At 62.8% G+C, this 26,131-nt stretch carries 25 protein-coding genes; 15 read left to right on the top strand and 10 right to left on the bottom strand.

Features of this window, described 5'->3' with window-relative positions; genetic code table 11:
- Positions 1-13 precede the first annotated feature (13 nt).
- From znuB to zur, 3 genes are read right to left on the bottom strand one after another with little or no spacing between them, the layout of a single operon-like run.
- Positions 14-796 (bottom strand): zinc ABC transporter permease subunit ZnuB, encoded by a 783-nt coding sequence (gene znuB / locus MRBLPB4O_RS00355; protein WP_016497414.1) that lies wholly within the window; start codon positions 794-796, stop codon positions 14-16.
- Entirely contained in the window at positions 789-1,562 is a 774-nt protein-coding gene (gene znuC, locus MRBLPB4O_RS00360; RefSeq protein WP_012269923.1) for a zinc ABC transporter ATP-binding protein ZnuC, read from the bottom strand. Before znuC ends, znuB begins: the two co-directional genes overlap by 8 nt.
- Positions 1,559-2,044 carry a zinc uptake transcriptional repressor Zur gene (gene zur, locus MRBLPB4O_RS00365; protein WP_241800268.1) on the bottom strand — a complete coding sequence of 162 codons (486 nt, stop codon included), beginning with the start codon at positions 2,042-2,044 and terminating at the stop codon, positions 1,559-1,561. The genes znuC and zur overlap by 4 nt, the downstream gene beginning before the upstream one ends.
- Positions 2,045-2,062: 18 nt before the next feature.
- Here zur and MRBLPB4O_RS00370 point away from each other — a divergent pair, with 18 nt between their 5' ends.
- Positions 2,063-3,019 carry a zinc ABC transporter substrate-binding protein gene (locus MRBLPB4O_RS00370; RefSeq protein WP_341797219.1) on the top strand — a complete coding sequence of 319 codons (957 nt, stop codon included), beginning with the start codon at positions 2,063-2,065 and terminating at the stop codon, positions 3,017-3,019.
- Between the two features lie 49 nt (positions 3,020-3,068).
- Here MRBLPB4O_RS00370 and MRBLPB4O_RS00375 read toward each other — a convergent pair whose 3' ends face one another.
- Entirely contained in the window at positions 3,069-4,019 is a 951-nt protein-coding gene (locus MRBLPB4O_RS00375; protein WP_341797220.1) for a homoserine kinase, read from the bottom strand.
- Positions 4,020-4,088: 69 nt separating this feature from the next.
- Positions 4,089-4,376, bottom strand: coding sequence for a DUF2782 domain-containing protein (locus tag MRBLPB4O_RS00380; protein WP_003252997.1), 288 nt, complete (start codon positions 4,374-4,376; stop codon positions 4,089-4,091).
- Between the two features lie 75 nt (positions 4,377-4,451).
- Here MRBLPB4O_RS00380 and polA point away from each other — a divergent pair, with 75 nt between their 5' ends.
- On the top strand, positions 4,452-7,199 hold the full coding sequence (gene polA / locus MRBLPB4O_RS00385; RefSeq protein WP_341797221.1) for a DNA polymerase I: 2,748 nt from the start codon (positions 4,452-4,454) through the stop codon (positions 7,197-7,199).
- 427 nt (positions 7,200-7,626) lie between these two features.
- Here polA and yihA read toward each other — a convergent pair whose 3' ends face one another.
- Entirely contained in the window at positions 7,627-8,259 is a 633-nt protein-coding gene (gene yihA, locus MRBLPB4O_RS00390) for a ribosome biogenesis GTP-binding protein YihA/YsxC (protein ID WP_016497419.1), read from the bottom strand.
- Positions 8,260-8,460: 201 nt separating this feature from the next.
- Between yihA and MRBLPB4O_RS00395 the strand changes: the two genes are divergently transcribed.
- From MRBLPB4O_RS00395 to MRBLPB4O_RS00425, 7 genes are all read left to right on the top strand, one after another.
- The gene (locus MRBLPB4O_RS00395; protein ID WP_016484276.1) at positions 8,461-8,763 is read left to right on the top strand and encodes a c-type cytochrome; all 303 of its coding nucleotides are present in this window, start codon (positions 8,461-8,463) and stop codon (positions 8,761-8,763) included.
- Positions 8,764-8,794: 31 nt separating this feature from the next.
- Positions 8,795-9,412, top strand: coding sequence for a c-type cytochrome (locus MRBLPB4O_RS00400; RefSeq protein WP_016497420.1), 618 nt, complete (start codon positions 8,795-8,797; stop codon positions 9,410-9,412).
- Between the two features lie 151 nt (positions 9,413-9,563).
- Complete coding sequence (gene dsbA, locus MRBLPB4O_RS00405) at positions 9,564-10,196, top strand: thiol:disulfide interchange protein DsbA (protein WP_063424554.1); 633 nt, start codon at positions 9,564-9,566, stop codon at positions 10,194-10,196.
- Between the two features lie 12 nt (positions 10,197-10,208).
- Positions 10,209-11,063 carry an endonuclease/exonuclease/phosphatase family protein gene (locus tag MRBLPB4O_RS00410; RefSeq protein ID WP_258654476.1) on the top strand — a complete coding sequence of 285 codons (855 nt, stop codon included), beginning with the start codon at positions 10,209-10,211 and terminating at the stop codon, positions 11,061-11,063.
- A gap of 27 nt (positions 11,064-11,090) precedes the next feature.
- A complete protein-coding gene (locus tag MRBLPB4O_RS00415) occupies positions 11,091-13,016 on the top strand; it encodes a diguanylate cyclase (protein WP_341797222.1) in 1,926 nt (641 codons plus the stop codon).
- Between the two features lie 79 nt (positions 13,017-13,095).
- Entirely contained in the window at positions 13,096-13,884 is a 789-nt protein-coding gene (locus tag MRBLPB4O_RS00420) for an N-acetylmuramoyl-L-alanine amidase (protein WP_341797223.1), read from the top strand.
- A 288-nt stretch (positions 13,885-14,172) separates the two neighbouring features.
- The gene (locus MRBLPB4O_RS00425; RefSeq protein ID WP_016497425.1) at positions 14,173-15,777 is read left to right on the top strand and encodes an EAL domain-containing protein; all 1,605 of its coding nucleotides are present in this window, start codon (positions 14,173-14,175) and stop codon (positions 15,775-15,777) included.
- Between the two features lie 38 nt (positions 15,778-15,815).
- On the opposite strand, the gene MRBLPB4O_RS00430 is transcribed toward MRBLPB4O_RS00425, so the two are convergent.
- On the bottom strand, positions 15,816-17,597 hold the full coding sequence (locus tag MRBLPB4O_RS00430) for a KinB sensor domain-containing domain (protein WP_016497426.1): 1,782 nt from the start codon (positions 17,595-17,597) through the stop codon (positions 15,816-15,818).
- Entirely contained in the window at positions 17,594-18,940 is a 1,347-nt protein-coding gene (gene algB / locus MRBLPB4O_RS00435; RefSeq protein WP_341797224.1) for a sigma-54-dependent response regulator transcription factor AlgB, read from the bottom strand. Before algB ends, MRBLPB4O_RS00430 begins: the two co-directional genes overlap by 4 nt.
- Before the next feature lie 210 nt (positions 18,941-19,150).
- On the opposite strand from algB, the gene MRBLPB4O_RS00440 reads away from it, so the two are divergent.
- The 6 genes from MRBLPB4O_RS00440 to MRBLPB4O_RS00465 all read left to right on the top strand — a co-directional run bounded on the left by MRBLPB4O_RS00440 (position 19,151) and on the right by MRBLPB4O_RS00465 (position 24,576).
- Positions 19,151-19,972, top strand: coding sequence for a BON domain-containing protein (locus tag MRBLPB4O_RS00440; protein WP_341797225.1), 822 nt, complete (start codon positions 19,151-19,153; stop codon positions 19,970-19,972).
- Between the two features lie 174 nt (positions 19,973-20,146).
- On the top strand, positions 20,147-20,437 hold the full coding sequence (locus MRBLPB4O_RS00445) for a hypothetical protein (protein WP_341797226.1): 291 nt from the start codon (positions 20,147-20,149) through the stop codon (positions 20,435-20,437).
- 42 nt (positions 20,438-20,479) lie between these two features.
- Complete coding sequence (locus tag MRBLPB4O_RS00450) at positions 20,480-20,641, top strand: DUF1328 domain-containing protein (RefSeq protein ID WP_003252966.1); 162 nt, start codon at positions 20,480-20,482, stop codon at positions 20,639-20,641.
- 2 nt (positions 20,642-20,643) lie between these two features.
- Entirely contained in the window at positions 20,644-21,114 is a 471-nt protein-coding gene (locus MRBLPB4O_RS00455; protein ID WP_341797227.1) for an inhibitor of vertebrate lysozyme family protein, read from the top strand.
- Between the two features lie 745 nt (positions 21,115-21,859).
- The gene (gene gltP / locus MRBLPB4O_RS00460) at positions 21,860-23,188 is read left to right on the top strand and encodes a glutamate/aspartate:proton symporter GltP (RefSeq protein ID WP_016497431.1); all 1,329 of its coding nucleotides are present in this window, start codon (positions 21,860-21,862) and stop codon (positions 23,186-23,188) included.
- A gap of 158 nt (positions 23,189-23,346) precedes the next feature.
- Entirely contained in the window at positions 23,347-24,576 is a 1,230-nt protein-coding gene (locus MRBLPB4O_RS00465; protein WP_063424563.1) for a spore maturation protein, read from the top strand.
- Here MRBLPB4O_RS00465 and MRBLPB4O_RS00470 read toward each other — a convergent pair.
- Both MRBLPB4O_RS00470 and MRBLPB4O_RS00475 read right to left on the bottom strand, forming a co-directional pair.
- Positions 24,558-25,193 (bottom strand): ABC-type transport auxiliary lipoprotein family protein, encoded by a 636-nt coding sequence (locus MRBLPB4O_RS00470; RefSeq protein ID WP_341797229.1) that lies wholly within the window; start codon positions 25,191-25,193, stop codon positions 24,558-24,560. The two genes, MRBLPB4O_RS00465 and MRBLPB4O_RS00470, sit on opposite strands and share 19 nt — an antisense overlap.
- Positions 25,190-26,128 (bottom strand): MlaD family protein, encoded by a 939-nt coding sequence (locus MRBLPB4O_RS00475; protein WP_341797230.1) that lies wholly within the window; start codon positions 26,126-26,128, stop codon positions 25,190-25,192. Before MRBLPB4O_RS00475 ends, MRBLPB4O_RS00470 begins: the two co-directional genes overlap by 4 nt.
- Positions 26,129-26,131: the final 3 nt, after the last annotated feature.

The following is a 26,131-nucleotide window of genomic DNA, read 5'->3' on the forward strand; positions in this document are numbered from 1 at the left end:
CACGCCCTGCTGTTCAGCGTTTTGGCAGGGCCAGGCTCAGCAAGAATAGCACCGCCGCGCAGACCACGATCGACGGGCCGGCGGGGGTATCCTTGAACCACGACATGGCCAGGCCACAGCAGACCGCAGTCACGCCCAGCAGGCTGGCGCCCACGGCCATCTGCTCGGGGGAGCGGGCGTGACGCTGCGCCGCAGCCGCGGGGATGATCAGCAGCGAGGTGATCAGCAGCACACCGACGATCTTCATGGCCACCGCAATCACCACCGCAATCAGCAGCATCAGTGCCAGGCGCAGGCCGGCAACGGGCAGGCCTTCGACCGTGGCCAGTTCTTCGTGCACGGTGACTGCCAGCAGCGGCCGCCACAGCGCGGCAAGCAGCACCAGCACCAGCGCACTGCCGCCGAGGATCCAGGCCAGGTCGGTGGTGCTGATGGCCAGCAGGTCACCGAACAGGTAGGCCATCAGGTCGATGCGCACATCGTGCATGAAGCTCAGTACCACCAGGCCAAGCGACAGGGTGCTGGGGGCGAGGATGCCGAGCAGGGTATCGGACGCCAGCGGTTGGCGTTGCTGCAAGGTCACCAGCAAAATCGCCAGCAGCAGGCAGCCGATGGTCACTGCCAGTGCCGGGCTGACGTCCAGGGCAAAGCCCATGGCCACACCGAGCAAAGCGGCATGGGACAGGGTGTCGCCAAAATAGGCCATGCGCCGCCATACCACGAAGGAACCCAGCGGGCCGGCGACCAGCGCCAGGGACAAGCCGGCAAGCAAGGCGTAGAGAAGAAAATCAGCCATGCTTGCAGTGCTCTCCGTGAACATGGGTGCCAGGTGCGACCACCGAGCCGTGCAGGTCGTGGCTGTGGTCGTGGTGGTGGTGGTAGATGGCCAGGCTAGGTGCGGTCTGGCCGAACAGTTCGACGAACGCCGGGTCGCCGCTGACTTGCTCGGGGTGGCCCGAGCAGCACACGTGACGGTTCAGGCACACCACCTGGTCGGTGGCGCTCATCACCAGGTGCAGGTCGTGGGACACCATCAGCACGCCGCAGCCATGGCGGTCGCGCAGGCGGGTGATGAGGTTGTACAGCTCGGTCTGGCCGACCACGTCCACACCCTGCACCGGCTCGTCGAGCACCAGCAACTGGGGTTCGCGCAGAAGGGCGCGGGCCAGCAGCACGCGTTGCATCTCGCCGCCGGAAATGGTCTGGATCGGGCTGTCGATGACCTGTTCGGCGCCCACTTCCTGCAGCGCCGACAAGGCTGCGGCGCGGTCTACGCCGGGCACCAGGCGCAGGAAGCGCAGCACCGACAGCGGCAGCGTGGCATCGACCTGAATCTTTTGCGGCATGTAGCCAATGCGCAGCTTCGGCTTGCGCCATACCTTGCCGCGGTGTGGCTTGAGCAGCCCGAGTACGGCGCGCACCAAGGTTGTCTTGCCCGCCCCGTTGGGGCCGATCAGGGTGACGATCTGGCCTGGAGCGACCGACAGGTCGATGCTGTCGAGCACCGCCTCGCCGCCAAAGGTGACGCCGACCTGCTCAAGGCGGATCAGGGCGTCGCTCATGCCGCGCTCCGGCAGCTGCCGCACAGGCCGACCACTTCGACGGTTTGGGTCTCCACCGTGAAGCCGACGCCTTTGGCGCTGCTGATGATGGCCTCGCTGATGCTGCTCTGCTCCAGCTCGATGGCCACATGGCAGGCCCGGCAAATCAGGAACTGGCCTTGGTGCACGTGTTCGGGGTGGCTGCAGCCGATGAAGGCGTTGAGCGAGGCGATGCGGTGCACCAGGCCGTTTTCCAGCAGGAAGTCCAGCGCGCGGTACACCGTGGGCGGCGCGGCGCGGCGGCCGTCCTGCTCGCTGAGCACGGCGAGGATGTCGTAGGCGCCCAGCGGCTTGTGGCTTTGCCACACCAGCTCCAGCACACGGCGGCGCAGCGCGGTCAGGCGCAGGCCCTGGCGGGTGCACAAGGCGTCAGCTTCAGCCAGTGCGCTATGTACGCAATGGGAATGATCGTGAGGACGGTTGGCCAGCGGCGTGATGGACATGGGCAGCGACGGTTCTGGATGGAGACGTTATTATGTTACCTGTTTCTGACGACTCGAGTATCCACCGTGTCCCGATTCCTAGCTCTGTTTGTCGCTTTCATCGCATTTTCCGCCCAGGCCGATGTGCGTGTGCTCACCAGTATCAAGCCCTTGCAGCAGATTGCCGCTGCCGTGCAGGATGGCGTTGGCAGCCCTGACGTAATGCTGCCGCCAGGTGCTTCGCCGCACCACTATGCCTTGCGCCCGTCCGATGTGCGCCGCGTAGGCGATGCCGACCTGCTGTACTGGATCGGCCCGGACATGGAGAGCTTCCTGCCGCGGGTGCTGGGCAGCCGTAGCAAGCCGACGGTGGCCGTGCAGTCGCTGACGGGCATGAAGCTGCGCCATTTTGGCGAGGACAGCCATTCCCATGAGGAAGAAGACCACGACGACCATGACCACGATCACCGTCCAGGCAGCCTGGATGCACATTTGTGGTTATCGTCGGTCAACGCGCGGGTAATCGCGGCCAGAATGGCGGCTGATCTGGCACAGGTCGACCCCGCTAACGCAGCTCGCTACCAGAGCAACCTGAAGGCCTTCGATGAGCGGCTGGATGCACTGGATGGGCGTATCAAGGCGCGGGTGCACGGTATTGCCGACAGGCCGTACTTCGTGTTTCACGAAGCGTTCGATTACTTCGAGGCTGAATATGGCTTGAAGCACACCGGCGTGTTCAGCGTGGCGTCCGAGGTGCAGCCTGGTGCGCAACATGTGGCAGCCATGCGCAAGCGCCTGCAGGAAGTGGGCAAGACGTGCGTGTTCAGCGAGCCGCCACTGCGACCGCGCCTGGCCGAGACCCTGACTGCCGGGCTGCCGGTGCGCCTGGCCGAGCTGGATGCACTGGGCGGCACCGATCCGGTGGATGGCAAGGGTTACGAGCGCTTGCTGGAGAAGCTGGGTGGTGAGCTGGCGGGGTGCCTGGAACAGCTGTAAGCCTGCACCGGCCCCTTCGCGGGCATGCCCGCGAAGAAGCAGACGGGGTCTAGAGGGCGAACGGCAGGTGCAAGGCCACTTGCTGGCGCTGTGCCAGGCGCACTTCGAACTCGCCCGGGTCGTGAATCATCACATCCATCCCGGCAAACGATTCGGCCGCGATCAGGCGCGACAGCCAGAAGCGCACGCAGCCTACCCGCAACATTTCCGGCCACAGCTCGGCTTCGGCGGCAGTGAACGGCCGCAGCGCCGCATAGGCTGCCAGCAATGCCTGGGCACGCGGTACATCCACCGCGCCCTTCTCATCCAGGCACCAGTCGTTCACGGTGATGGCGATGTCATACAGCATCGGCCCGGAGCAGGCGTTGTAGAAGTCGATCACACCGGTCAGGTGGGTGCCTTCGAACATCACGTTGTCGCGGAACAGGTCGGCATGCAGGTTGGCCCGTGGCAACGCCAGAATCTGCGCCTTGTGCGCGGTGATTTCATCCAGCGCCGGCTGCAGCAGTGCGGCCTGTTCGGCAGTCAGGCGCGGCAACAACTCGGCACCCGAGGCCAGCATCCAGTCCAGGCCACGGTCGGTGCGGCGCTCGATGATGTGCTCGCGGGTGGCCAGGTGAATGTGTGCCAGCAGCTCGCCGACCTGGGCGCAGTGCTGGTTGTTCGGCGCCTTGATGTGCTTGCCCGACAGCCGTGGCTGCAGCAGTGCCGGCTTGCCGCACAACTCGCGCAGGCCATTGCCGTCGCGGTCACGAATGGCATAGGGCACCGGCATGTCGGCGTCGTGCAGGGTGTCGAGCAGTTCGATGAAGAACGGCATGTCCTCGCTGGGCCCGCGCTCGATCAGCGTCAGGACGAACTCCCCCTGTTCGAGGCTGACGAAGAAATTGCTGTTCTCGGTGCCGGCGGCAATGCCCTGGAAGTCGAGCAGACGGCCCAGCTCGTACGGCGCCAGAAAGGTTTCCAGCTCAGGCCGGGTCACGGGGGTGAAGACTGACATGATGAAAAAATGCCCATACGGGCACTTCCGCCGGGAAGTGCCGGGTTGATGTGAACGGTGCGCGTCAGATTACCACTCGAAGATCTTCCAGGACGGAATCAGCATGTCCGGCTGGTCGGATCGAATGAAATTGGCATCAGTGCCATCAGCGCGTACCAGAAAATAAGGCTTGCCGTTTTTCGGCGTGATCTTGATCGCATACAGGAAGCCGTTCTGCCGGTACTCCTGGATGGTTTTGTCGCCTTCCGTGCGAATGGTCACCTCGGGATCGGCCGAGGGGGCGTCGTCCGCCGCCAGGGTGACGACTGGCGTGGTTGCCAACAGGCCGAGCAGTAACAGGCGATTGAGTGTACGCATGATAACCTAGTCCCTTTGTCGTCAATGATTCTGGCTATTCTAGCGCCGGACCCGTCGAAAAGGTTGATTCTGCTCATGAGCCAAGCCCCCCTCGTCCTGGTGGACGGTTCCTCCTACCTGTACCGCGCCTTTCACGCGCTGCCGCCGCTGACCACGTCCAAGGGCATGCCGACCGGTGCGGTGAAGGGTGTGTTGAACATGCTCAAGAGCCTGCGAAAACAGTACCCCGACAGCCTCTTCGCGGTGGTGTTCGACGCCAAGGGCGGCACCTTCCGCGATGCCATGTTTGCCGAGTACAAGGCCAACCGCCCGAGCATGCCTGACGACCTGCGGGTGCAGGTCGAGCCGCTGCATGCCAGCGTGAGGGCACTTGGCTACCCGCTGCTGTGCGTTGAGGGTGTCGAAGCCGACGACGTGATCGGCACCCTGGCGCGCAGCAGCGCCGCCCAGGGCCGCCCGGTGATCATCTCGACGGGCGACAAGGACATGGCCCAACTGGTGGACGGGCACATTACCCTGGTCAACACCATGACCGGTAGCGTGCTGGACGTGGCTGGCGTGCACGAGAAATTTGGCGTCGGCCCGGAACATATCATCGACTTCCTGGCACTGATGGGTGACAAGGTCGACAACATCCCAGGCGTACCCGGCGTTGGCGAAAAAACCGCGGTGGGCCTGCTGACCGGTATCGGCGGTGGCCTCAGCGACCTTTACGCCAACCTGGACAAGGTGCCCGCGCTGGCCATTCGCGGCGCCAAGACCCTGCCGGCCAAGCTGGAGGAGCACCGCGATGCGGCGTTCCTGTCCTACGAACTGGCCACCATCAAGGTCGATGTGCCGCTGGATGTCGAGGTCGAGGGACTGGTGTGTGGCGAGCCCGACCGCGATGCGCTGTTGGCGCTGTACACCGAGATGGAGTTCAAGAGCTGGGTTGCCGAGGTGCAGCGCGACGCGGCAAGGGCTGGTACTGAGGTTGCGCCGGTCGCAGAGCCGACGGCCAAGGTCGAGCCGCAGTACGAAACCATTCTGGACCAGGCCCGTTTCGACGCATGGCTGGAAAAGCTGCGCCAGGCGCCGCTGTTCGCCTTTGATACCGAAACAACCGGCCTGGATGCCCAGAAGGCGCGGCTGGTTGGCCTGTCTTTCGCTGTCGCGCCCCATGAGGCGGCTTATGTGCCGTTGGCGCACGACTATGAAGGTGCGCCGGCCCAGTTGGACCGCGAGGCTGTATTGCTGGCACTGAAACCACTGCTGGAAGACCCGGCCAAGGCCAAGGTCGGGCAGAACGCCAAGTACGACATCAATATCCTCGCCAACGGTTCGCCCGCCATCGAAATGCGCGGCGTGGCCTACGACACCATGCTCGAGTCGTACGTGCTGAATTCCACCGCTACCCGTCACGACATGGACAGCCTGGCGCAAAAGTACCTCGACCACACCACCATTGCCTTCGAGGACATCGCCGGCAAAGGCGCCAAGCAACTGACCTTCAACCAGATCCACCTGGACAAGGCCGGCCCTTACGCTGCCGAAGACGCCGACATCACACTGCGCTTGCACCAGGCGCTGCAGGCGCGCCTGGCGCAGACGCCGGGCGTGCTGCCGGTGCTGATGGAAATCGAAATGCCGCTGGTGCCGGTGCTGGCCAAGATCGAGCGCCAGGGTGCGCTGGTCGATGCCGCCCTGCTGCACGTACAGAGCGGTGAGCTGGGCGTGAAGATGGCCGAGCTGGAACTGCGGGCCTACGAGCTGGCCGGTGAAGAATTCAACCTCGGCTCGCCCAAGCAGCTGGGTTCGATCCTTTACGACAAGCTGGGCATGCCGGTGCTGAGCAAGACCGCCAAGGGCCAGCCATCCACCGCCGAAGCCGTACTCGATGAACTGGCCTTGCTCGGCTACCCACTGCCTGAGGTACTGATGCAGTACCGCAGCCTGAGCAAGCTCAAGAGCACCTACACCGACAAGCTGCCGGGCCAGATCAACCCGCGCACCGGGCGAATCCACACCTCCTATCAGCAGGCAGTGGCAGCCACCGGCCGGTTGTCGTCGAGCGACCCGAACCTGCAGAACATCCCGATCCGTACCGCCGAGGGCCGGCGTATCCGCCAGGCGTTCATTGCCAGCCCGGGCTACAAACTGCTGGCGGCGGACTACTCGCAGATCGAGCTGCGCATCATGGCCCACCTGGCCAAGGACGAAGGCCTGCTGCACGCCTTCCGCAACGACCTCGACGTGCACCGGGCAACGGCGGCGGAAGTGTTTGGTGTTGCCCTGGAAGACGTCACCACCGACCAGCGCCGCAAGGCCAAAGCCATCAACTTCGGCCTGATCTACGGGATGAGCGCTTTTGGCCTGGCCAAGCAGATCGGCGTCGACCGCAAGCAGTCGCAGGACTACATCGACCGTTACTTCGCCCGCTACCCGGGCGTGCTGGCCTACATGGAGCGCACCCGTGCGCAGGCCGCCGAGCAAGGCTTTGTCGAAACCCTGTTCGGCCGCCGCCTGTACCTGCCAGACATCAACGCCAAGAACCCGGCCCTGCGCAAAGGCGCCGAGCGTACGGCGATCAACGCGCCGATGCAGGGCACCGCAGCCGACATCATCAAGCGGGCCATGGTCAATGTGGATAACTGGCTGAGCGAGAGCGGGCTGGATGCCCGGGTGATCCTGCAGGTTCACGACGAACTGGTGCTGGAGGTGCGTGAGGACCTGGTTCAGCAGGTGAAAGATGAAATTCGCCAGTACATGAGCCAGGCCGCGCAGCTGGATGTGCCGCTGCTGGTGGAAGCAGGAATCGGTGCGAATTGGGACGAAGCTCACTGATTGAGCGGGGAAAGCTGTGTAGGATCTGCGACGTAGTGACGCGGATCCTGACACTGCTCAGTGCCGTTGGTGCTGAAGTTTCATGAAACTATCGCAAATAGTTTTCAGGGCTTCGGAACTAAACCGGTGAAGCGGAACTCAGAGTAACTGAATGGCTGGTGAAGCCCTTCGATGCTCCTATGTTGTGTTAAGTGTTGGCAGATATCTGGACCCCGCCCTAGCGGTCCGGACTTGGACCCCGAACTTCCCCCTCCCCATACGAAGTCCGGGGTTTTTTTTGCCCGCACTTTGACAGGCAGCCGCTGCTGCTCCCCATTGTAGGAGTAGCCTCGTGCTGCGAAAGGGCCGGTATGGACAACAGATTTCTACAGCCTGTCATCGCCTCTTCGCAGCACAAGGCTGCTCCTACAGCGATCTGCCCAGGCCCTCAGGCCACTGGCTTGTCTTCCAGTTCCATCCAGCCCGCCAGCACGCGGTAGGCGTCTTCCACGCCCAGGCGCTTGGGTGCCGAGAACAGCTGGATGGTCACGCCATCACCCCAGCCCTTGCGGATTTCCGACTGCACTTTCAGCAAGGTGTTCTTGCCCGCGCCGTGGGTCAGCTTGTCGGCCTTGGTCAGCAGGATGTGCATGGGCATGCGGCTGGCCTTGGCCCAGTCGAGCATCATCTTGTCGAAGTCGGTCATCGGGTGGCGCACGTCCATCATCAGGATCACGCCGCGCAGGCACTCACGGCTGCCCAGGTAGGCTTCCAGGTGTTTCTGCCAGTGCTGCTTGAGCGGGATCGGCACTTTCGCATAACCGTAGCCCGGCAGGTCGACCAAACGCCGTTCATCGTCCAGACTGAAGAAATTCAACAGCTGAGTGCGCCCCGGGGTTTTCGAGGTACGCGCCAGGCTGGCATGGGTCAGGGTGTTGAGGGCGCTGGATTTGCCGGCGTTGGAGCGGCCGGCAAAAGCCACCTCGTAACCCTGGTCTTCCGGACATTGTTCGACCTTGGCAGCGCTGAGGGCGAATGTGGCTTTCTGGCAGAGGCCGAGGATGGGGTTCTTGACTTGCATGGGATATCCGATGTGGGTGTTGCCTGACTCTGAAGGCCCGAGCCTGGCAAGCGGTGTCGTTTCCGTTTGGATGGCGGAAGTATATAATGCCCCAGTTTTTGTGTGCTCATTCTCCCAGCGAAGGGGAACGGGCATGGGGTGTCGAACAATAGCTCGCGCATCAGAACGCAGCGCGGCCCCCAACCCTGAAGGTCGTTCCGCATGGCGAAATGGCTGCTTGCTGTCGGTATGTTCCTGCCGGTTTTCAGCGCACAGGCTACACAGGATCCCGAGGTGTTGTACAACCGCACGTGTGCGGCCTGTCACACCGGGCAGTTGCCACAGGCACCCAGACAAGGTGACCGGGCAGCATGGGAGCCAAGGCTGGCGCAAGGCATGGATGTACTGGTGAAGCACGTGACCCAGGGTTTCAAGGCTATGCCGCCGCGTGGATTGTGCATGGACTGCAGTGCCGAGGACTACCGTTTGGTCATCCTTTGGATGAGCGGCAGTCCCGATACATAACATTTCACCCTTAGCCGTGTTGGATTAGCTGATGAACAAACTAGTCGTGAGTCTGCTGTTGACCCTGGGTGTCGCAGGTGCGGCCACTGCTGCGCAAACTGTCAAGGGCGATGCCGCCGCCGGTCAGGCCAAGACGGCCGTGTGTGGCGCCTGCCACAACCCCGACGGCAATAGCCTGGCACCAAACTTCCCGAAACTGGCCGGCCAGGGCCAGCGTTACCTCGAAAAACAACTGCACGATATCAAGTCGGGCAAGCGTACCGTGCTGGAGATGACCGGCATGCTGACCGCGTTCAGCGACCAGGACCTGGCCGATATCGCCGCCTACTTCTCCAGCCAGAAAGGCAGCGTGGGTGCCGCCGATCCCAAGCTGGTCGAACGTGGCCGTTCGCTGTTCAATGGCGGCGACCTGGAGAAAGGCATGCCTGCCTGCACCGGTTGCCACTCCCCCAACGGCGCAGGTATTGCTTTGGCCGGCTTCCCGCACCTGAGCGGCCAGCACTCGCAGTACGTGACCAAGCAGCTCACGGACTTCCGCGAAGGCAACCGCACCAACGATGGTGATGCCATGACCATGCGCACCATTGCCGGCAAGCTGAGCAACCACGACATCGAGGCGTTGGCCAGCTACATCCAGGGCCTGCATTAACCTTCAGTTAATGTTGTAGGCCAATGATGAAAGGGCGGCCGGGCCGCCCTTTTTTCAGTCCGCAGCCGTTACACTACAGAACTCGATCCCTTCCCGGCCTGTCTCAGTGCAGGTAGGGTCGTGGCGACCTATGACTGCTCAGGAGTAAAGCATGCGTAAACTGATTCTCAGCGCCGCGCTGGTCGCTGCCAGCGTATTTGGTATGACTGCCGTCCAGGCCGCCGAGCCTGTTGCTGGCAAGGAATACCTCGAGCTGAGCAACCCTGTTCCAGTTTCCGTGCCTGGCAAGATCGAAGTGGTCGAGCTGTTCTGGTACGGCTGCCCACACTGTTACCACTTCGAGCCGACCATCAACCCGTGGGCTGAAAAGCTGCCGGCTGACGTCAACTTCAAACGTGTTCCTGCCATGTTCGGTGGCCCATGGGACGCACACGGCCAGATGTTCCTGACCCTCGAAGCCATGGGCGTCGAGCAAAAGGTGCACGCCGCAGTCTTCGATGCTATCCAGAACCAGCGCAAGCAGCTGACCAAGCCGGACGACATGGCCGACTTCCTCGCCACTCAAGGCGTCGACAAGGACAAGTTCCTCGCCACCTTCAACTCCTTCGCCATCAAAGGCCAGGTTCAGAAGGCCAAGGAACTGGCGAAGAAGTACGAAATCACCGGCGTACCGAGCTTGGTCGTCAACGGCAAGTACCGCTTCGACCTGGGTACCGCTGGCGGGCCGGAAGGCGTACTGAACGTCGCCGATCAGCTGATCGCCAAGGAGCGCGCCGCCAAGTAGGCGGCGTAACCCATGCCCCGCTTCAGAACCACGCGTGGCATTGGCCTGCCCCAGCCGCAGGTCAACGAGCATCACCTGCAGGCTTCTGGCCTGCCCGAGGATGGTCGACTGCGGCTGCTCAGCTTCAACATTCAGGTTGGCATCAGCACCGAGCGCTACCGGCATTACCTGACTCGCAGCTGGCAGCACTTGCTGCCGCACAACGGGCGTGCCGGCAACCTGCAGAAAATCGGTGATTTGCTGGGCGACTTCGACCTGGTGGCCTTGCAGGAGGCCGACGGGGGCAGCCTGCGCTCAGGCTATGTAAACCAGGTCGAGCACCTGGCTCACCTGGGGGCCTTCCCCTACTGGTACCAGCAACTCAACCGCAACCTCGGGCGTTTCGCCCAGCACAGCAATGGCGTGCTCAGCCGCCTGAAGCCGCAAGCGCTCGAAGACCACCCATTGCCTGGCCCGGCCGGCCGTGGGGCGATCCTGGTGCGTTTTGGCGAAGGCGAAGATGCGCTGATCGTGGTGATGATGCACCTGGCGCTTGGCGCCAAGACCCGCGCCCTGCAACTGGGCTACATCCGCGAGCTGATTGGCGGTTACCGTCACCAGGTGCTGATGGGCGACATGAACACCCATGCCACCGACCTGCTGGAGCACTCGCCGCTGCGCGACCTGGGCCTGATCGCCCCGCAAGTCGAGGCGACTTTCCCCAGCTGGCGCCCCCAGCGTTGCCTGGACCATATCCTGCTCAGCCCAAGCCTCACGCTTGAGCGTGTCGAGGTGTTGGCGCGGCCAATTTCCGACCACCTTCCCGTCGCTGTCGAGATTCGATTGCCTGATGCATTGACTGTGGATACGCTGCCGGTCTTGAGCTAATTGCCATCACCGTTTGCGGACCCGGGCATGACTGAAGACGCTGAGCGCTGGAAAGAAAAATACCTTAAAAGCATCGAGCAGCAAGAAAAGCTCGAACGCCGCTGGGACGCCCGTCTCGACCTGCTGCGTCGTGGTCTGGTGCGCAGCACCCTGGCTGCCGAAGGCAGTGACAAGGTGGTGGACGCGTGCATGAAGGAAATGCGCGAGGTTATCCGCAGCGACAACATGGACGCCGGCCTCGCCGGGTTGATTCCGCGCCTTGAAAAAGCGGTGCTGGACTCCGAGCAGCGCCGGGAAACCCGCATGAACCAGGTCAGCGATGCGCTGACCGCGCTGGTCGGCCAACTGCAAGGTTTGCCGCTGCCCAGCGATATCTCGCGGCCGTTGAAAAAGCTGGCCAAAAAACTCGATGGTGGCGTTGCCCAGTCCCGCGACCTGCCGCCGCTGCTGGGCGAGCTGAGCGGCTTGCAGGGCCTTGCACTGTCGGCCCTCGGCAAACCGGGGGACGAAACCCGGCCCGGCTTTTTGCAACGCCTGTTCGGTAGCCGCGAGGATGAGCCACAAGGCGAGCCCGCGCCCGCGCCGGCAGCGGTGCCTGCTGCTGAGGCGCCCCCGGCTGCACAGCACAGTATCGAAGCCCCCCAGCCAGACGATGTGGATGCGCTGCAACCGCTCTCAGCCTATACCGCCGAAGCGACGGTAGCGCCCGAACCTGAGCTGGAGATATCCGGCCCGGCGTTGATCGAAACAATTGAAACCCCGGCAGCCCAGCCACTGCCACAGGAAGAAGCGCCCGAGCCGGGAGCGGCCTTCAGCGAACCCTTGGCAGAAGAACAACCGGCACAAACACTTGAAGAAACCTTTGGCGAAGACGGCCCCTATGCGCTGCCCTACGCGGTAGAGCCGCCCTACAGCCAGGTTGCTGCGCACATCGAGAAGACCCTGATCGGCCTGCTCGATGACCTGAGCCTGCCCGAGCGGCACAAGGCCCAGGCGCTGGAAATGCGCGAGCGCGTTGCCCGGGGCCTGAACTGGTACGAGCTGATCCCGGTGCTGGATGACCTCGCCGTGCTCATGCTGGCGATCACCGACAGTGGCCAGCACGAGTTCGAAACCTACCTGCAGCAACTCAATGAGCGCCTCGAAGGCTTCCAGAGCCACCTGCACGAGGCCAGCGCAGGCCATGCGGACAACAGCTCTGCCGCTCGCGAGCTGGATACCCAGTTGCGTGAGCATGTCGATGGGTTGCAAAACAGTGTGCAGGGCGCCGCCGACGTCGATAGCCTCAAGCACATCCTGGACAACCGCCTGGAAGGCCTGCTGGTCACCATGGACGAGCACAAGCACGAGCGGGACCGCCGCGAGCAAGAGCTGGCGGGGCGCCTGCAAGGCTTGTCCGAGCGAGTGGCGAACATGGAGCACGAGGCGCTCGGTTACCGCGAGCACCTGGAAGAGCAACGCCAGAAAGCCCTGCTCGACCCCCTCACCGGCCTGCCCAACCGTGCGGCCTGGAGCGAGCGGGTCGAGCGCGAAATAATCGAATGGCAGGAGAATGGCGGCCATCTGGCCATGGCGATCCTCGACCTGGATCATTTCAAGCGCATCAACGACAGTTATGGGCATCTGGCCGGGGACAAAGTACTGAAGATTGTCGCCGACCAGTTGCGCAAGCGCTTGCGTGGCCGTGACTTCATCGCCCGCTTCGGTGGCGAGGAATTCGTCCTGCTGCTGCCGCAGACATCGCCGGCCGCTGCTGCTCAAGTGGCGGAAACAATGCGGGCCACGGTGGAAGCCTGCCCGTTCCACTTCAAGGGCGAGCGGGTGGTGATCACCACCTCCATTGGCCTGGGTGCGTTCCGCTCCGGCGAGCGCGGCGACCAGGTGCTCAAGCGCGCCGATGCGGCGCTGTACCGGGCCAAGGAGCTGGGGCGCAACCGCGTCGAGCAGAACTAGCCTGCAAACACAGACCCACGGCAAGCGCGGCCATGGGGAGCACGTTATACTGTAGCGCTCATTCGCTGAGGCCACTGACGTGCTTTCCACGCTGAAAAAAACGCTGATTTCCTTTTTGCTGTTATCTGTCGCCGGTTGCTCGACGGGCCTGCGCATCGACCGCAGCCATCCCTCGGCCAACCAGGACAACCGCATCCAGTTCGTTGTCCTGCATTACACCAATGCTTCGCTGGAGCGCTCGCTCGCGTTGCTCACCCATGGTGAGGTCAGCAGCCATTACCTGATCGGCGACGGCCCTGCGACGGTGTATCAACTGGTGGATGAAAACCGCCGTGCCTGGCATGCCGGCGACAGCCAGTGGCAGGGGCGCACCTGGCTGAACTCCTCGTCCATTGGCATCGAGATCGTCAACCCTGGGTTCACCGACACACCCAATGGCCGGGTCTGGCACCCTTACAGCGAAGCGCAGGTCCACTCGCTGATTGCGCTGCTCAAGGACATCGTAAAGCGCAACAACATCGAACCGCGGCACATCATTGGTCACAGTGATATCGCTCCATCACGCAAGCTGGACCCGGGGCCGCTGTTCCCGTGGAAGCGCCTGGCCGATGCCGGGCTGGGTATCTGGCCAGATGCCAACGCAGTGGCACGGCAGCAGGCCTACTTCAGCGTCAACCCGCCGAGCGTTGGTTGGTACCAACAGGAACTGGCGCGGTTTGGCTATCAAATCGAGCAGACCGGGGTGCTGGATGTTGCCACCCGCCATGTGATCACTGCGTTCCAGATGCGCTTCCGCCCGCAGCGCTTCGACGGCATGCCCGATGCGCAGACGGCGGCGATGCTGCAGGTGCTCAACCGCATGCGTTGAGCCCTGTAGGCCCAACCGTTTTGCACCATCACTCAGGCTGGCGCATCCACCCTTTGGGAGCGGGCGTGCCCGCGAAGAATGCGACGCGCGGTATGGCACCGGCTACGCCGGTGTTCGCGGCGGTTCGGCGCTCCGACACGCCCGCTCCCACAGTGATCGCGCAAACCTTTGGATTTTAATACGGCAGTCGCTCCCACAAAAAACAGTGTGGCGTGCAGCGAAGTGCCAGACGGTGAGGGTGATTCTCGATCCAGTTGCTATACCTTAATTATCAACTGGATGCCTTTGATGTCAGCCATCATCACCCTGCTGCGCCAAATTTTTTACCGTCCCTGGATGCTGGCCACGTTGGCAGCGCTGGCCAGCGCGGCCCTGTTGCTCTCTGCCAGCATCGGTATTGCCCTGCAACAAATGAAGCAAAGCGAGAGCGAACAGATGAACGCCCAGGGTGAGCGTTTTCTCGACCGCCTCGAACAAGTGTTTGGCCAGCTGCGTGAAGGGGTAGACCTGTTGCAGGCACAGCCCTTGCGTGGCTGCAGCCCAGCGATGCTGGCGGCCTTGCAGCAGGTGGGGCTGAGTTCGCGGTTCATTTATGAAGCGGCTTACGTGGATGGTGATATCGCCTGCTCCAACCGTGGTGATGAGCGGGCGTTCGAACCTTTGCGGGCACCGGATATCCAGGGGCCGACCTACAGCTACTGGTTGAACACCACCACCGAACCGAACGAGAACCTGGCTGCGCTCATGCTAGGCCGGGGCCAGTTCGTGGTCTCCACCTCGCGCGGGCACCTGACCGATGTGGTCGATCTGCCTCCGGGCGGCAGCCTGGTGGTGGTGCTGGATAACGGTGCCCGCGCCATCCCCGTGCTGGGGCCGCCACAAGTGTGGCCGCCGCCCTCGGCCTGGTCGACAAGCCACAAGTCGCTACTTGAACTCAGCGACCGCCTGATCTACCGCATGCCGACCAAGTCGCCGGATTACCAACTGGTGCTGATTGCCCCGCGGGCCAGCCTGCCATTGAGGATGAACGGCATGCTCTGGCTGCTGTTCCCCGGCAGTGTGTTGGCGGCGTGCTGCATTGGTTGGCTGGTGCTGCAATTGATCCTGCAGCGGCGGTCGATGAGCTCGGAGTTGCAGCATGCCTTGCGCCGCGGGGAGCTGCAGGTGCTGTACCAGCCGATCTTCGAACTCGACAGCCGACGCTGCGTGGGTGCCGAAGCGCTGGTGCGCTGGCGGCGCCCGGACGGCACCCTGACCAGCCCGGACTTGTTCATCCCGCTGGCGGAAAACACCGGGCAGATTCGCCAGATCACCGACTTTGTCCTGCAGCGCGTGCTCGAACAGCTGGGCCAGTTGCTGCGCTCGCACCCTAAACTGTACATATCGGTGAACCTGGCCGCTTGCGATGTGATGGTGCCGCGGATCGGCCGGGTGGCGGCCCGCCTGCTGGCCTTGCATCGGGTGGCGCCCAGCCAGATTGCCTTCGAGGTCACCGAGCGAGGCCTGGTGGATGTGGTGGTGGCCCGTGACAACCTGCAATCGCTGCGCGCTTCGGGGCATCAGGTGCTCATCGACGACTTTGGTACAGGCTATTGCAGCCTGGCCTACCTGCAGACCCTACCCGTGGACTGCCTGAAGATCGACAAGGCGTTCATCGACGCGCTTGGCCACGATGCCGCCAGCAGTGGCGTTGCTCCGCATATCATCCGCATGGCCCATGACCTTCACCTGCGGGTGATAGCAGAGGGCATAGAGTGTGAGGACCAGGCGGTGCTGCTGAACAGTGAAGGGGTCAATTACGGCCAGGGCTGGCTGTTTGCCCGGCCGCTGAACGCCAGGCAGTTTGCCGAGCTGGTAACCCGCGGGCAGCTACCACGACGCGCAGAGCACTGAGTAATCCTGCCCGGCGGTGAGGCCGGTGCAGGCGACTGTCAAACCGGCAGCGCCATATAGAACTGGGTCCCCTGCCCCGGCCGGGAAAACACGCCCATCCGCCCGCCATGCAGCTGCACGATTTCTTTGCACAACGCCAGCCCCAGCCCTGCGCCCCCTTTCTTGCGGCCTACCTGCACGAAGGGCTCGAAGATGCGCCCCTGCTGCCCGTAGGCAATGCCCTCGCCATTGTCCTCGACACTGATGATCACCCGCTCCGCATGCCGTCTTGCATGCAAACGGATACGCCCGCCGTTGGCGGTATGGCGGATGGCGTTGTGCAGCAGGTTGTCCAGCACCCGGTCCAGCTGGGCAGCATCAGCCCGCAGGCGCGGCAGCGGCGGTTCCAGCTCCTTGGTCAACTCGATCTGCTTGTGTGCCGCCTGCTCGGCGAAACGCAGTTGCGCCCGCTCCAGCAGTTCGTCCAGGGCGCAGGGGGCGAGATCGAGTTTCTGCAGCCCGCTCTGGTAGCGGGAGAAGTTGAGCAGGTCGTTGATCAGCTGGGTCAGGCGCTGCATTTCTTCGCCGATGGTTTCCAGCAGGTCGTTTTCGCGCGCCTCGGCAGGGAACTTGACCCGCTCGCGCAACAGGCCGAAGGCCATGTGCATGCCGGTGACCGGGGTGCGTAGCTCGTGGGAGGCACGTAGCACGAACTCGCTGCGCACGCGTTCGAATGCCCGCTGCTCGGTCACATCGTGCAGCACCATCACCGCGCCAAGGATCGGGCCCTGCGGGTGGCTGACCGGGGTCAGGCTGTAGGTGAGCAGGCGCGCTTCTTCATCGACCTCCATGTTCAAGTCGTCCGGCGGCCGGTCCAGGCTGCCGCCGCGCAGCACCTGGCGCAGCTGCTGCTCCAGTTCCGGGCGCTGCAGGGCCTCGGCCAGGCTGCTGCCCACGCGGCTGTGGTTCCAGCCCAGTTGGCGTTGCGCCACCGGGTTGAGGTGCTCCAGGCGGCCTTGGCGGTCGATGATCAGCAGGCCGTCGTCGATGCTGTCGAGCACGGCCTGCAGCCGCTGCTGGCCGGCCAGCAGCTCGTCGACGTTGGTGGCCTGATGCTTGCGCAAGGCATCGGCCATGAGGCCGAAGCGGCGGGTCAGCTGGTTCAGCTCGGTGGCCTGGGTGACTGGCAGGGTGACGTCGAAATTACCTTTGCCCAGTTGGTCGGCCGCGATGGCCAAGGCTTCGATCGGCTGGCCGAACCGCCGGGCGATGTTGTGCGCGGTAATAAAGCCCAGTACCAGCACCACCAGGCCCATCAGGCCAAGCACACCACTGACCAGCAAGGCGCGGTCCCGGGTGCGTTCCTCGCTACGGGTGATCAGGTCCAATGCCTGCCTGTGGGAATCGATCAGGTCGCTGCGCACCTGGTTGAACGCGGCCCCCAGCGGTTGATCCACACCCATGCTGCGAGCGGGTGCGGCGCTGTCGCGATAGGCCTGGAGGAACGTCTGGTAATTGCTGCTGGCCTTGCTGAAACCGGTGCGCTCACCGCCTTGCTCCAGCCCTTGGTTTAGCAGGGCCTGGAAGTTTTCCTGCAACAGCCGCAGGCTTTCCGGGGCGGTGTCTTCATCAAGAATCAGGGTCAGCTGTTCACCCAGGTTCTGGCGCAACTTCAGCCCCACTTCCAAGGCATGGGTGGTCTCGCGCACCAGCTGCTGCTGCACCGTGGCCATCTGCAGCACACTGACCAGGCCCAACAACAACCCAAGCAATGCCACGGTCACGAGCGCCGAGATGCTGAGGAAAAGCCGCGTGCGCAGCTTCATGGGTGGCCACTTCATAGGTTGTACTGCTTGCGTTTGCGGTACAGGGTGGAGGCATCGATGCCCAAGGTCTTGGCGGCTTGGTCGAGGGTGTCGCTGGCCGCCAGCACGGCGCCGATATGGGCGCGCTCCAGCTCATCCAGGCTTAGTGCTGCACCCACGCGCGGGGCATTGCCGGCAGGCTGTTCGCCCATGCCCAGGTGGCTGATTTCCACACGCTCCTGCGGGCAGATGATGCTGGCCCGCTCTACCACGTTACGCAGTTCGCGAATGTTGCCGGGCCAGCGGTAGTTGAGCAGGGCCGAGCGTGCTTCGTCGCTGAAGCCCCGGGCGGGGCGGGAGTATTCCTTGACGAAGCGGGCGAGGAAGCGGTCAGCCAGGGTCAGGATGTCCTCGCTGCGCTCGCGCAGGGGCGGCAAGTGCAAGGTAATGACATTGAGGCGGTACAGCAGGTCTTCGCGGAAGCGGCTTTCGCGCACCATCTCTTCGAGGTTGAGGTTGGTGGCTGCCAGAATGCGTACATCGGCGCGCCGGGTAACCGGGTCACCGACGCGCTCGTATTCCTTGTCCTGAATGAACCGCAGCAACTTGGGCTGCAAGGCCAGCGGAAAATCGCCGATCTCGTCAAGAAAAAGCGTGCCCCCGTCGGCCTGGCTGACCCGTCCAAGGGTACTTTCGCTGGCGCCGGTGAAGGCGCCGCGGGTGTGGCCGAACAGTTCGCTTTCCATCAGCTCGGCGTTCAGCGACGGGCAGTTGATGGTCACGCAGGCTTTGCGTGCACGCTTGCTCCAGCCATGGATTGCCCGGGCCAGCTCGCCTTTACCGGTGCCGGACTCGCCCAGGATGAGGATGTTGGCGTCGGTGGTGGCGACCTGGCGGGCGGTTTCCAGCACCGCCATCATGGCCGGGGTGTGCGAGTCGAGGCCGTCCTTGGGTTTGCGTACTTCACCTTCCAGTGCCTCCAGGCGCGCGGAAAGGTGGCGCACCTCCAGCTGCTTGGCGGTGGCCAGGCGCAGCTGGTCGGGGCTGCAGGGCTTGACCAGGTAGTCGGCGGCGCCGGCCTGGATGGCGTCCACCGCTGTGTCGATCGCCGAGTGCGCGGTGACAATCACCACGCGCATCCAGGGTGCCTGGATGCGCATCTGCGCCAGTACGTCTAGGCCGTTGTCCTCGCCCAGGCGCAAATCGAGGAAGCACAGGTCGAACACCTGGCGCTGCAGCAAGGTTTCGGCCTGGGCGGCGCTGTTGGCCGTGGCCACGCTGTAGCCCTCGTCTTCCAGGCAATAGCGGAAGGTGCGCAGGATCGCGGACTCGTCATCCACCAGCAGAATGCGGCCTTGGTTGTCCTGGGCTGATTCCATTTCCTGTGCTCCTTAGGGATAGATCTTTATTTAGTGTGGGAAAAATCGGGCAAGTTGCATGGTCAATTCTGAAGGATTCTGTCCTTTGCATGCTAGCCAATGGCCAAACGATGCCTGCAGACCGCGATATTCCAATGATTTGGTTAGAGGCACGCGGTGGCACATTGGTTGCGATGATTTTCAGATTTTGCCTACGAAGGAGGCACTGCCATGCCCTTTTACCTGCGTACAGCTGTTTTGGCAGCCACCCTGCTGCCAATATTTACACCGGCCTTCGCCGACCCTGTGCAGGACGCGCGCCTGGAAGGCGCCCTGCAAACCGCGCTGTCATTGAACCGCATGCTCAACCCATTTCGTATCAAGGTAGAAGTGGACGGAAAGCAGGCGCGGCTCTCAGGTGAGGTGGAGAACGAGGTCGAGCGGCAGCTGGCTGAAGATGTGGCCCGGGCCACCCGGGGCATCGAACAGGTGGAGAACCACCTCCAGCTCAATGCCCAACTGGTTGAGCGCCCGCTTGAGCTACGTGCCTACGCCCAGCGCCTGGAGGACGCCACCCTGGCGGCGGTGATCCGTGCCCGGCTGTTGTGGAGCCGCACCACCGAAAAGGCCCCTATAGAAGTACAAAGCAGTGACGGCGTGGTGACGTTGCGCGGCAGGGTCGACAGTGCCGAAGCCAAGGAGCTGGCAGGCGTGGTGGCGCGTACCACCGACGGCGTACACCTGGTCAACAACCTGGTCAGCCTGGATACCGCGGCCATGGCCAAGGCGCGGGAAATGCCAGTGGGCGCGCCAACCGGGCCGCAGCCGAGTGACAGCTGGATCATCGACAAGATCCAGAATAGCTACCGCTTCAGCCGCAATCTCGATGGCCTGAACCTGAAAGTGGCCAGCGAAGCGGGGATGGTGCGGCTGTCGGGCGAGGTAGTCAGCGCTGAGCAGAAAACCATCGCCGTGGAGATCGCCCGGCAGATCATCGGTGTACGCGGCGTGGATGCCGACTTGCTCAAGGTGGCGACCAAGGTGGAAGGCTGATCGTGCAATTCGCACGACCCCACAGGCGCCATCGTGCAGGATACGAGCTAGGGGTCCATGCGCTATCTAGTTAAGTCATTGATCTATAAGGATTTTATTTAATTGGCAAGGCTGGCATGCAGGCTGCAATTACCTGTTCAGGTTTGAACAAAAATTACAGCAGGAGGAGCCGGCATGAACCGCCAATCCGTCAACCGCTCGCAGATCGCTGCACTGCCCCTGCGCCAGATGCTGACACTCAGCATGGCGCTGCTGCTGACCTTGGCCGCTGGCCTCTTTTACTACAGCTGGCAGACCGCGCGCCTGGCTGAGCAGGTAGCAGCGCAGACTGCACTGTTGACGCAGATTCAGGCAACCCGTGCTCATACCCTGGTCAAGGCCGCTGACCCGCTGCCAGCTGGCCAGGCGACTGCCTCCCCGGCCACCTTGGAAAATGTCGTACCACAGGACCGTTGGGTCTTCTGACCTGCCGGCCGGACCGATTCTGAAAAAGAAAGGAGAACCACCATGCTGAGTTGGGCTATCACTTTCCTCATCATCGCCATTGTCGCTGCCGTACTGGGCTTCGGTGGTATCGCCGGCGCTGCGACGGGTATCGCGAAGATCCTGTTTATTGTCTTCCTGGTGCTGTTCGTAGCCTCCTTCTTCTTTGGACGTGGACGAGGTTGAAGATGGGCAGGATGCTTTCAACAGCCCTGGCTGCCGCCCTGCTGATGGGTGGCAGTGCGGCGGCGATGGCGGCCAATGACGGCCAGGTCCGGGTCGACCAGTTGCTCGGCTCGGACCCGGAGTACCGGGAAACCTGGCAAGACACGATCAAGGGCGAGGAACGCCTGCCCGATTGGGTGGTCAATCTGACCGGCAGTGCCCAGGAGCAGATGTCCGCGGTTAGCGAAGATGGCGACAAGTACTTGGTCGGCCCCCTGTGCGAGGCCCAGGATAAGTGCACCTACAAGCGCCTGATCGTTGCCTTCAGCTGGGACAAGGATGATGCCTACGGGATGCTCGTGGAGGTACCTGAAGGATTACCGAGCGACAAGTCGCCTACTCGCCATGCGCAGTACCGTTGGCTGGGCGAACCCGACGACGGCATGAAGGCGATGCTTCGGGAGCAGCTCAAGCGTGACCCGAACTGGTATTGAGCATTTATTGCGGGTACGGATGAAAGGTCACCGACTGTCACGTAATAGAAGCTGAACCTTTCTATAGTTCAGCCTTCTATGATGCGCCGCCCCGAGGAGGGGCAGCACATGACCAAGGGGTCGGGCTGTTCTGATTGCTACAGGATCGGAGTGGCCTAGGGGTACAGGGAGTACCTCCAGCAATGGGCCGGGTCAGGAAAGGCGGAATCGGAAGTATCAGGTCTGCGGTGTCACAGGGATACCTTGGCAGACCTGACTTCCGAGGAGCCCTGTAGGAAACGTCGCTTTCCTTGCGCGTTTTTTCCCCTGAGACACATTTTGTCTCGACCGTACATCAAATTTTTTTCGACCTCCTGGCTGCTTCTACAAGTGGCATTTACGCCATTCGGATTGTCGAACAAGCCATCTTCTTCGCCCTTTGTGTACCGTCAAATCTGCCGAAATCTGGCGGTTTGGTCTTGTTCGGGATTCCGAACGTTATAAATCAAGCACTTGCGAACGCCCTCTTTTCGTGCAAATCGATATGCATAAACGGTATGGGGTATGCGTTTCCGGCATTAGCTTTCGCCCCTTGCCGTCGCAATAGTTGCCGCCTTTTTCGCTGGCCAGAGCGCCCTGTCGCTCGCCTGCGGTGTCCTTACATGAAGTCGCCGGACGGAATCTTCTGCTGTACGTGACCTTGCCAATGGCTTTGTTACGTGTGCATCCGCCAGGTGCCATGACCACTAGAACAAAGGGTAAAGACATGAAGAAGGCAAAACTGAGCCTCGCCTGGCAGATCGTTATCGGTCTGGTGCTGGGTGTTGCAATCGGCGCGCTACTGAATCATTTCAGTGCAGAAAAGGCATGGTGGATCAGCAACGTCCTTCAGCCTGCTGGTGACATCTTCATTCGCCTGATCAAGATGATCGTCGTCCCGATCGTGATTTCGTCGCTGATCGTGGGTATCGCCGGGGTAGGCGATGCGAAGAAACTGGGCAGCATCGGCCTGAAGACCATCATCTACTTCGAAGTGGTGACCACCATCGCCATCGTCGTGGGCCTGGTGCTGGCCAACCTGTTCCACCCGGGTGCCGGTATCGACATGAGCACCCTGGGTACCGTGGACATCTCCAAGTACCAGGCCACTGCGGCTGAGGTGCAGCATGAGCACGCGTTCATCGAAACCCTGCTGAATCTGATCCCGTCGAATATCTTCGCAGCGCTGATGCGTGGCGAAATGCTGCCGATCATCTTCTTCTCGGTAATGTTCGGCCTGGGCCTGTCGAGCCTGCAGGCAGAACTGCGCGACCCACTGGTACGCACCTTCCAGGCCGTCTCGGAAACCATGTTCAAGGTCACCCACATGATCATGAACTACGCCCCGATCGGCGTGTTCGCCCTGATCGCCGTGACCGTGGCCAACTTCGGCTTCAGCTCGCTGCTGCCGCTGGCCAAGCTGGTGCTGCTGGTGTACTTCGCCATCGCCTTCTTCGCCTTCATGGTGCTGGGCCTGGTGGCCCGCGTGTTCGGCTTCTCGGTGATCAAGATCATGCGCATCATGAAAGATGAGCTGATTCTGGCGTACTCCACCTCCAGCTCCGAAACCGTTCTGCCGCGCGTGATCGAGAAAATGGAAAAGTACGGCGCGCCGAAGTCGATCTGCTCGTTCGTGGTACCGACCGGCTACTCCTTCAACCTTGACGGTTCGACCCTGTACCAGAGCATCGCGGCCATCTTCATCGCCCAGCTGTATGGTATCGACCTGTCGTGGAGCCAGCAGCTGCTGCTGGTGCTGACCCTGATGGTCACTTCCAAAGGCATCGCTGGCGTGCCGGGGGTATCGTTCGTGGTCCTGCTGGCTACCCTGGGCAGCGTGGGCATCCCGCTGGAAGGCCTGGCCTTCATCGCCGGTGTCGACCGCATCATGGACATGGCCCGTACCGCGCTGAACGTGGTGGGCAACGCCCTGGCGGCACTGGTCATCGCCCGTTGGGAAGGCATGTACGACGCGGCCAAGGGCGAGAAGTACTACGCCTCGCTGATGGCCGACAAAAAGGAAGCTGTAGTCGCTGGCGAAACCGCCAAGCGCTGAGCCTGACCGCTGTTTGATGAAGAGCCCCGACCTGTCGGGGCTTTTTATTGTCTGTGAGATCTTGGGGCCGCGATACGAGGGCGCAGCCCTCGTCTGCGATCGCCAGTCAGGGGCTGCGATACGCTATCATTCGGGCATTTTTCAGGGGGAACACGCGGATGCTCAACGGCCTTTGGCTTGGCTTTTTCCTGGTGGCGGCGGTGTCCGCCCTGGCCCAATGGCTGGTAGGCGGCAACGCTGGCATCTTCGCGGCAATGGTCGAAAGCATCTTCGCCATGGCCAAGCTGTCGGTCGAGGTGATGGTGCTGCTGTTCGGCACACTGACCCTGTGGCTGGGCTTTCTGAAGATCGCCGAGAAGGCCGGTATCGTCGAATGGTTGGCCAAGGTGCTGGGCCCGCTGTTTGCCCGCCTGATGCCTGAGGTACCGCCCGGCCACCCTGCCTTGGGCCTGATTACCATGAACTTTGCCGCCAACGGCCTGGGCCTGGACAACGCCGCCACGCCGATCGGCCTGAAGGCCATGCGCGCACTGCAGGAGCTGAACCCCAGCAGCACCACCGCGAGCAACGCGCAGATCCTGTTCCTGGTGCTCAATGCCTCGTCGCTGACGCTGCTGCCGGTCACCATCTTCATGTACCGGGCCCAGCAGGGCGCGCCCGACCCGACCATGGTGTTCCTGCCAATCCTGCTGGCGACCAGCGTCTCGACCCTGGTCGGCCTGCTGTCGGTGGCTGTGATGCAGCGTTTGCGTCTGTGGGACCCGGTGGTGCTTGCCTACTTCATCCCCGGCGCTTTGCTGCTGGGCGGTTTCATGGCGTTTCTTGGCACCCTGTCGGCCGCCGCGCTGGCTAGCCTGTCATCGATCCTGGGCAACCTCACGCTGTTTGGCGTGATCATGCTGTTCCTGGTGATTGGTGCCATGAGGCGGGTGAAGGTGTATGAAGCCTTTGTCGAAGGCGCCAAGGAAGGCTTCGACGTGGCCAAGAACCTGCTGCCGTACCTGGTGGCGATGCTGGTGGCGGTGGGTGTGCTGCGCGCCTCTGGCGCCCTGGAGCTGGCCCTGGACGGTATCCGCCATGCGGTGAACTGGATGGGCCTCGATACCCGCTTCGTCGAGGGCCTGCCCACCGCGCTGGTCAAGCCGTTCTCCGGCAGCGCAGCTCGGGCCATGCTGATCGAGACCATGCAGACCCAAGGCGTGGACAGCTTCCCGGCCCTGGTAGCGGCAACGATTCAAGGCAGCACCGAAACCACCTTCTACGTACTGGCCGTGTACTTTGGCGCCGTGGGCATCCAGCGCGTGCGCCATGCGGTGGGTTGCGCACTGCTGGCCGAGTTGTCCGGGGTGATTGCGGCGATCTTCATCTGCTACTGGTTCTTCGCTTGAACCTTCAGTTGAGCCTGGTTGGCCTGGCCAATGGTCCAGCCCACCACCTGCCCCACCAGCTGGTCGCTGGCCTGGCCGAAGCCGGCGACCACCGCTGACACCTGCTTGTCGGCAAGCGGCTGGCGGATTTCGAAGCGCTTGCTGGCCAGGATGCGCTGGTCGCGCCCCTGGACCAGACGCGCGTCGTAGCGGATCACCACCTCCACTGCCCCGCCCGCGCGGTATTCACTCTGAAAGGCCTGCAGCTCGCCAGCCAGCTCGTAGTCGGCCTGCAGGTTGCTGTCGTCGGCGCTCAGGCGCTGCACCTGGCCGTCACGCTGAAAACCATCGAGCAGGCGGTTGCGCAGCAGCACCGGGGCCGCATCGCTCCAGCGCGCCCCCTTGTAACTGCTGACCACATCGCCCTGCGGGATGACGGCAATGCGCGGCCCCGCCAGCACTTCACTGGCCAGCGGCTTGTTCAGGCGCAAGGACCAGTCCAGCGGCACCGCCGTGCGGCTGGGCTGGTTTACCGGCAGGCGATAAAGGTCGAAGGGTTCGGTCTTGGGCAGGATTGAGCAGGCACTGGCCAGGCTAAGCGCGGCCGCGAGGGCCAGCAGGCGCATCGACGGTTTCATGGCTGGAACTCCTTGTTGTTGTCGCGGCCGAGCAGGTAGCCGCTCGGGTCGGCCTCCAGTTGCCGGGAAATGCCTTTGAGCGCGTTGAGGGTTTCGCGCAGCTCACGAATGGCTGGGGTGAGCTGGTTCAGGCCCTGGGCGCCGTCGCCGATGGCCTCGCTGTTGTTTTTCAGCAAGTTGTTGATCGTGGCAGTGCTTTCGGCCAGGGATTGCATGGCCTGTTCGGCACTGCCGATTGCCTGCTTGCCATCGCTGGCCAGCAGGCCGTTGGCATTGCGCATCAGTGCCTGGGTTTCGGCCAACGTGGCACTGGCCTGCTTGCCTACCTGCACCAGTTGCTCGATGGCCTGGGCGATGCTGCCGTGCTGGCCGGCGAAGGCCCCCGTGGTCTTGTCGAGGTTGGCCAGGGTGCTGCTGAGGTGTCCGATGTTGTCTTCGGAGAACATCTGGTTGGCGTTGTGCAGCAGCAGGTTGATGTTGGTGACCAGGTCACTGCTGTCGTTGAGCAGTCGCGAGATCGGCGACGGCGAGGCAATGATCACCGGCAGCTTGCCATCCTTGCCTTTCAGTTCCGGGCTTTGCGGGGTGCCGCCGCTGAGCTGGATGAACGAGTTGCCTGTCACGCCGGCCAGGGTCAGCTTGGCCTGGGTGTCTTCTTTTACCGGGGTGTCACCGCTCAGGCGCACCCGGGCCAGTACCCGGCGCGGGTCGTTCGGGTCCAGCCGCAGGGTAGACACATCGCCCACCTTGATGCCGTTGTACTGCACCGGGCTGCCACGCGACAGGCCGGAAACGGCTTCGTTGAACACCACTTCGTAATCCTTGAAGGCGTCATCGACACTGGACTTGGTCAGCCAAAGGCCGAACAGCATGGCACCCGCCACCACCAGGACGGTGACCAGGCCGATAAGAACGTGATGGGCTCGGGTTTCCATTGC

It is taken from the genome of Pseudomonas sp. LPB4.O (assembly GCF_038383825.1).
GTDB lineage: Bacteria > Pseudomonadota > Gammaproteobacteria > Pseudomonadales > Pseudomonadaceae > Aquipseudomonas > Aquipseudomonas putida.

What these genes read in the sequence shown, in the direction of transcription:
- znuB (WP_016497414.1), bottom strand. Translation starts at nt 796, where the DNA reads ATGGCTGATTTTCTTCTCTACGCCTTGCTTGCCGGCTTGTCCCTGGCG.
- znuC (WP_012269923.1), bottom strand. Translation starts at nt 1,562, where the DNA reads ATGAGCGACGCCCTGATCCGCCTTGAGCAGGTCGGCGTCACCTTTGGC.
- zur (WP_241800268.1), bottom strand. Translation starts at nt 2,044, where the DNA reads ATGTCCATCACGCCGCTGGCCAACCGTCCTCACGATCATTCCCATTGC.
- MRBLPB4O_RS00370 (WP_341797219.1), top strand. Translation starts at nt 2,063, where the DNA reads ATGGAGACGTTATTATGTTACCTGTTTCTGACGACTCGAGTATCCACC.
- MRBLPB4O_RS00375 (WP_341797220.1), bottom strand. Translation starts at nt 4,019, where the DNA reads ATGTCAGTCTTCACCCCCGTGACCCGGCCTGAGCTGGAAACCTTTCTG.
- MRBLPB4O_RS00380 (WP_003252997.1), bottom strand. Translation starts at nt 4,376, where the DNA reads ATGCGTACACTCAATCGCCTGTTACTGCTCGGCCTGTTGGCAACCACG.
- polA (WP_341797221.1), top strand. Translation starts at nt 4,452, where the DNA reads ATGAGCCAAGCCCCCCTCGTCCTGGTGGACGGTTCCTCCTACCTGTAC.
- yihA (WP_016497419.1), bottom strand. Translation starts at nt 8,259, where the DNA reads ATGCAAGTCAAGAACCCCATCCTCGGCCTCTGCCAGAAAGCCACATTC.
- MRBLPB4O_RS00395 (WP_016484276.1), top strand. Translation starts at nt 8,461, where the DNA reads ATGGCGAAATGGCTGCTTGCTGTCGGTATGTTCCTGCCGGTTTTCAGC.
- MRBLPB4O_RS00400 (WP_016497420.1), top strand. Translation starts at nt 8,795, where the DNA reads ATGAACAAACTAGTCGTGAGTCTGCTGTTGACCCTGGGTGTCGCAGGT.
- dsbA (WP_063424554.1), top strand. Translation starts at nt 9,564, where the DNA reads ATGCGTAAACTGATTCTCAGCGCCGCGCTGGTCGCTGCCAGCGTATTT.
- MRBLPB4O_RS00410 (WP_258654476.1), top strand. Translation starts at nt 10,209, where the DNA reads ATGCCCCGCTTCAGAACCACGCGTGGCATTGGCCTGCCCCAGCCGCAG.
- MRBLPB4O_RS00415 (WP_341797222.1), top strand. Translation starts at nt 11,091, where the DNA reads ATGACTGAAGACGCTGAGCGCTGGAAAGAAAAATACCTTAAAAGCATC.
- MRBLPB4O_RS00425 (WP_016497425.1), top strand. Translation starts at nt 14,173, where the DNA reads ATGTCAGCCATCATCACCCTGCTGCGCCAAATTTTTTACCGTCCCTGG.
- MRBLPB4O_RS00430 (WP_016497426.1), bottom strand. Translation starts at nt 17,597, where the DNA reads ATGAAGTGGCCACCCATGAAGCTGCGCACGCGGCTTTTCCTCAGCATC.
- algB (WP_341797224.1), bottom strand. Translation starts at nt 18,940, where the DNA reads ATGGAATCAGCCCAGGACAACCAAGGCCGCATTCTGCTGGTGGATGAC.
- MRBLPB4O_RS00440 (WP_341797225.1), top strand. Translation starts at nt 19,151, where the DNA reads ATGCCCTTTTACCTGCGTACAGCTGTTTTGGCAGCCACCCTGCTGCCA.
- MRBLPB4O_RS00445 (WP_341797226.1), top strand. Translation starts at nt 20,147, where the DNA reads ATGAACCGCCAATCCGTCAACCGCTCGCAGATCGCTGCACTGCCCCTG.
- MRBLPB4O_RS00450 (WP_003252966.1), top strand. Translation starts at nt 20,480, where the DNA reads ATGCTGAGTTGGGCTATCACTTTCCTCATCATCGCCATTGTCGCTGCC.
- MRBLPB4O_RS00455 (WP_341797227.1), top strand. Translation starts at nt 20,644, where the DNA reads ATGGGCAGGATGCTTTCAACAGCCCTGGCTGCCGCCCTGCTGATGGGT.
- gltP (WP_016497431.1), top strand. Translation starts at nt 21,860, where the DNA reads ATGAAGAAGGCAAAACTGAGCCTCGCCTGGCAGATCGTTATCGGTCTG.
- MRBLPB4O_RS00465 (WP_063424563.1), top strand. Translation starts at nt 23,347, where the DNA reads ATGCTCAACGGCCTTTGGCTTGGCTTTTTCCTGGTGGCGGCGGTGTCC.
- MRBLPB4O_RS00470 (WP_341797229.1), bottom strand. Translation starts at nt 25,193, where the DNA reads ATGAAACCGTCGATGCGCCTGCTGGCCCTCGCGGCCGCGCTTAGCCTG.
- MRBLPB4O_RS00475 (WP_341797230.1), bottom strand. Translation starts at nt 26,128, where the DNA reads ATGGAAACCCGAGCCCATCACGTTCTTATCGGCCTGGTCACCGTCCTG.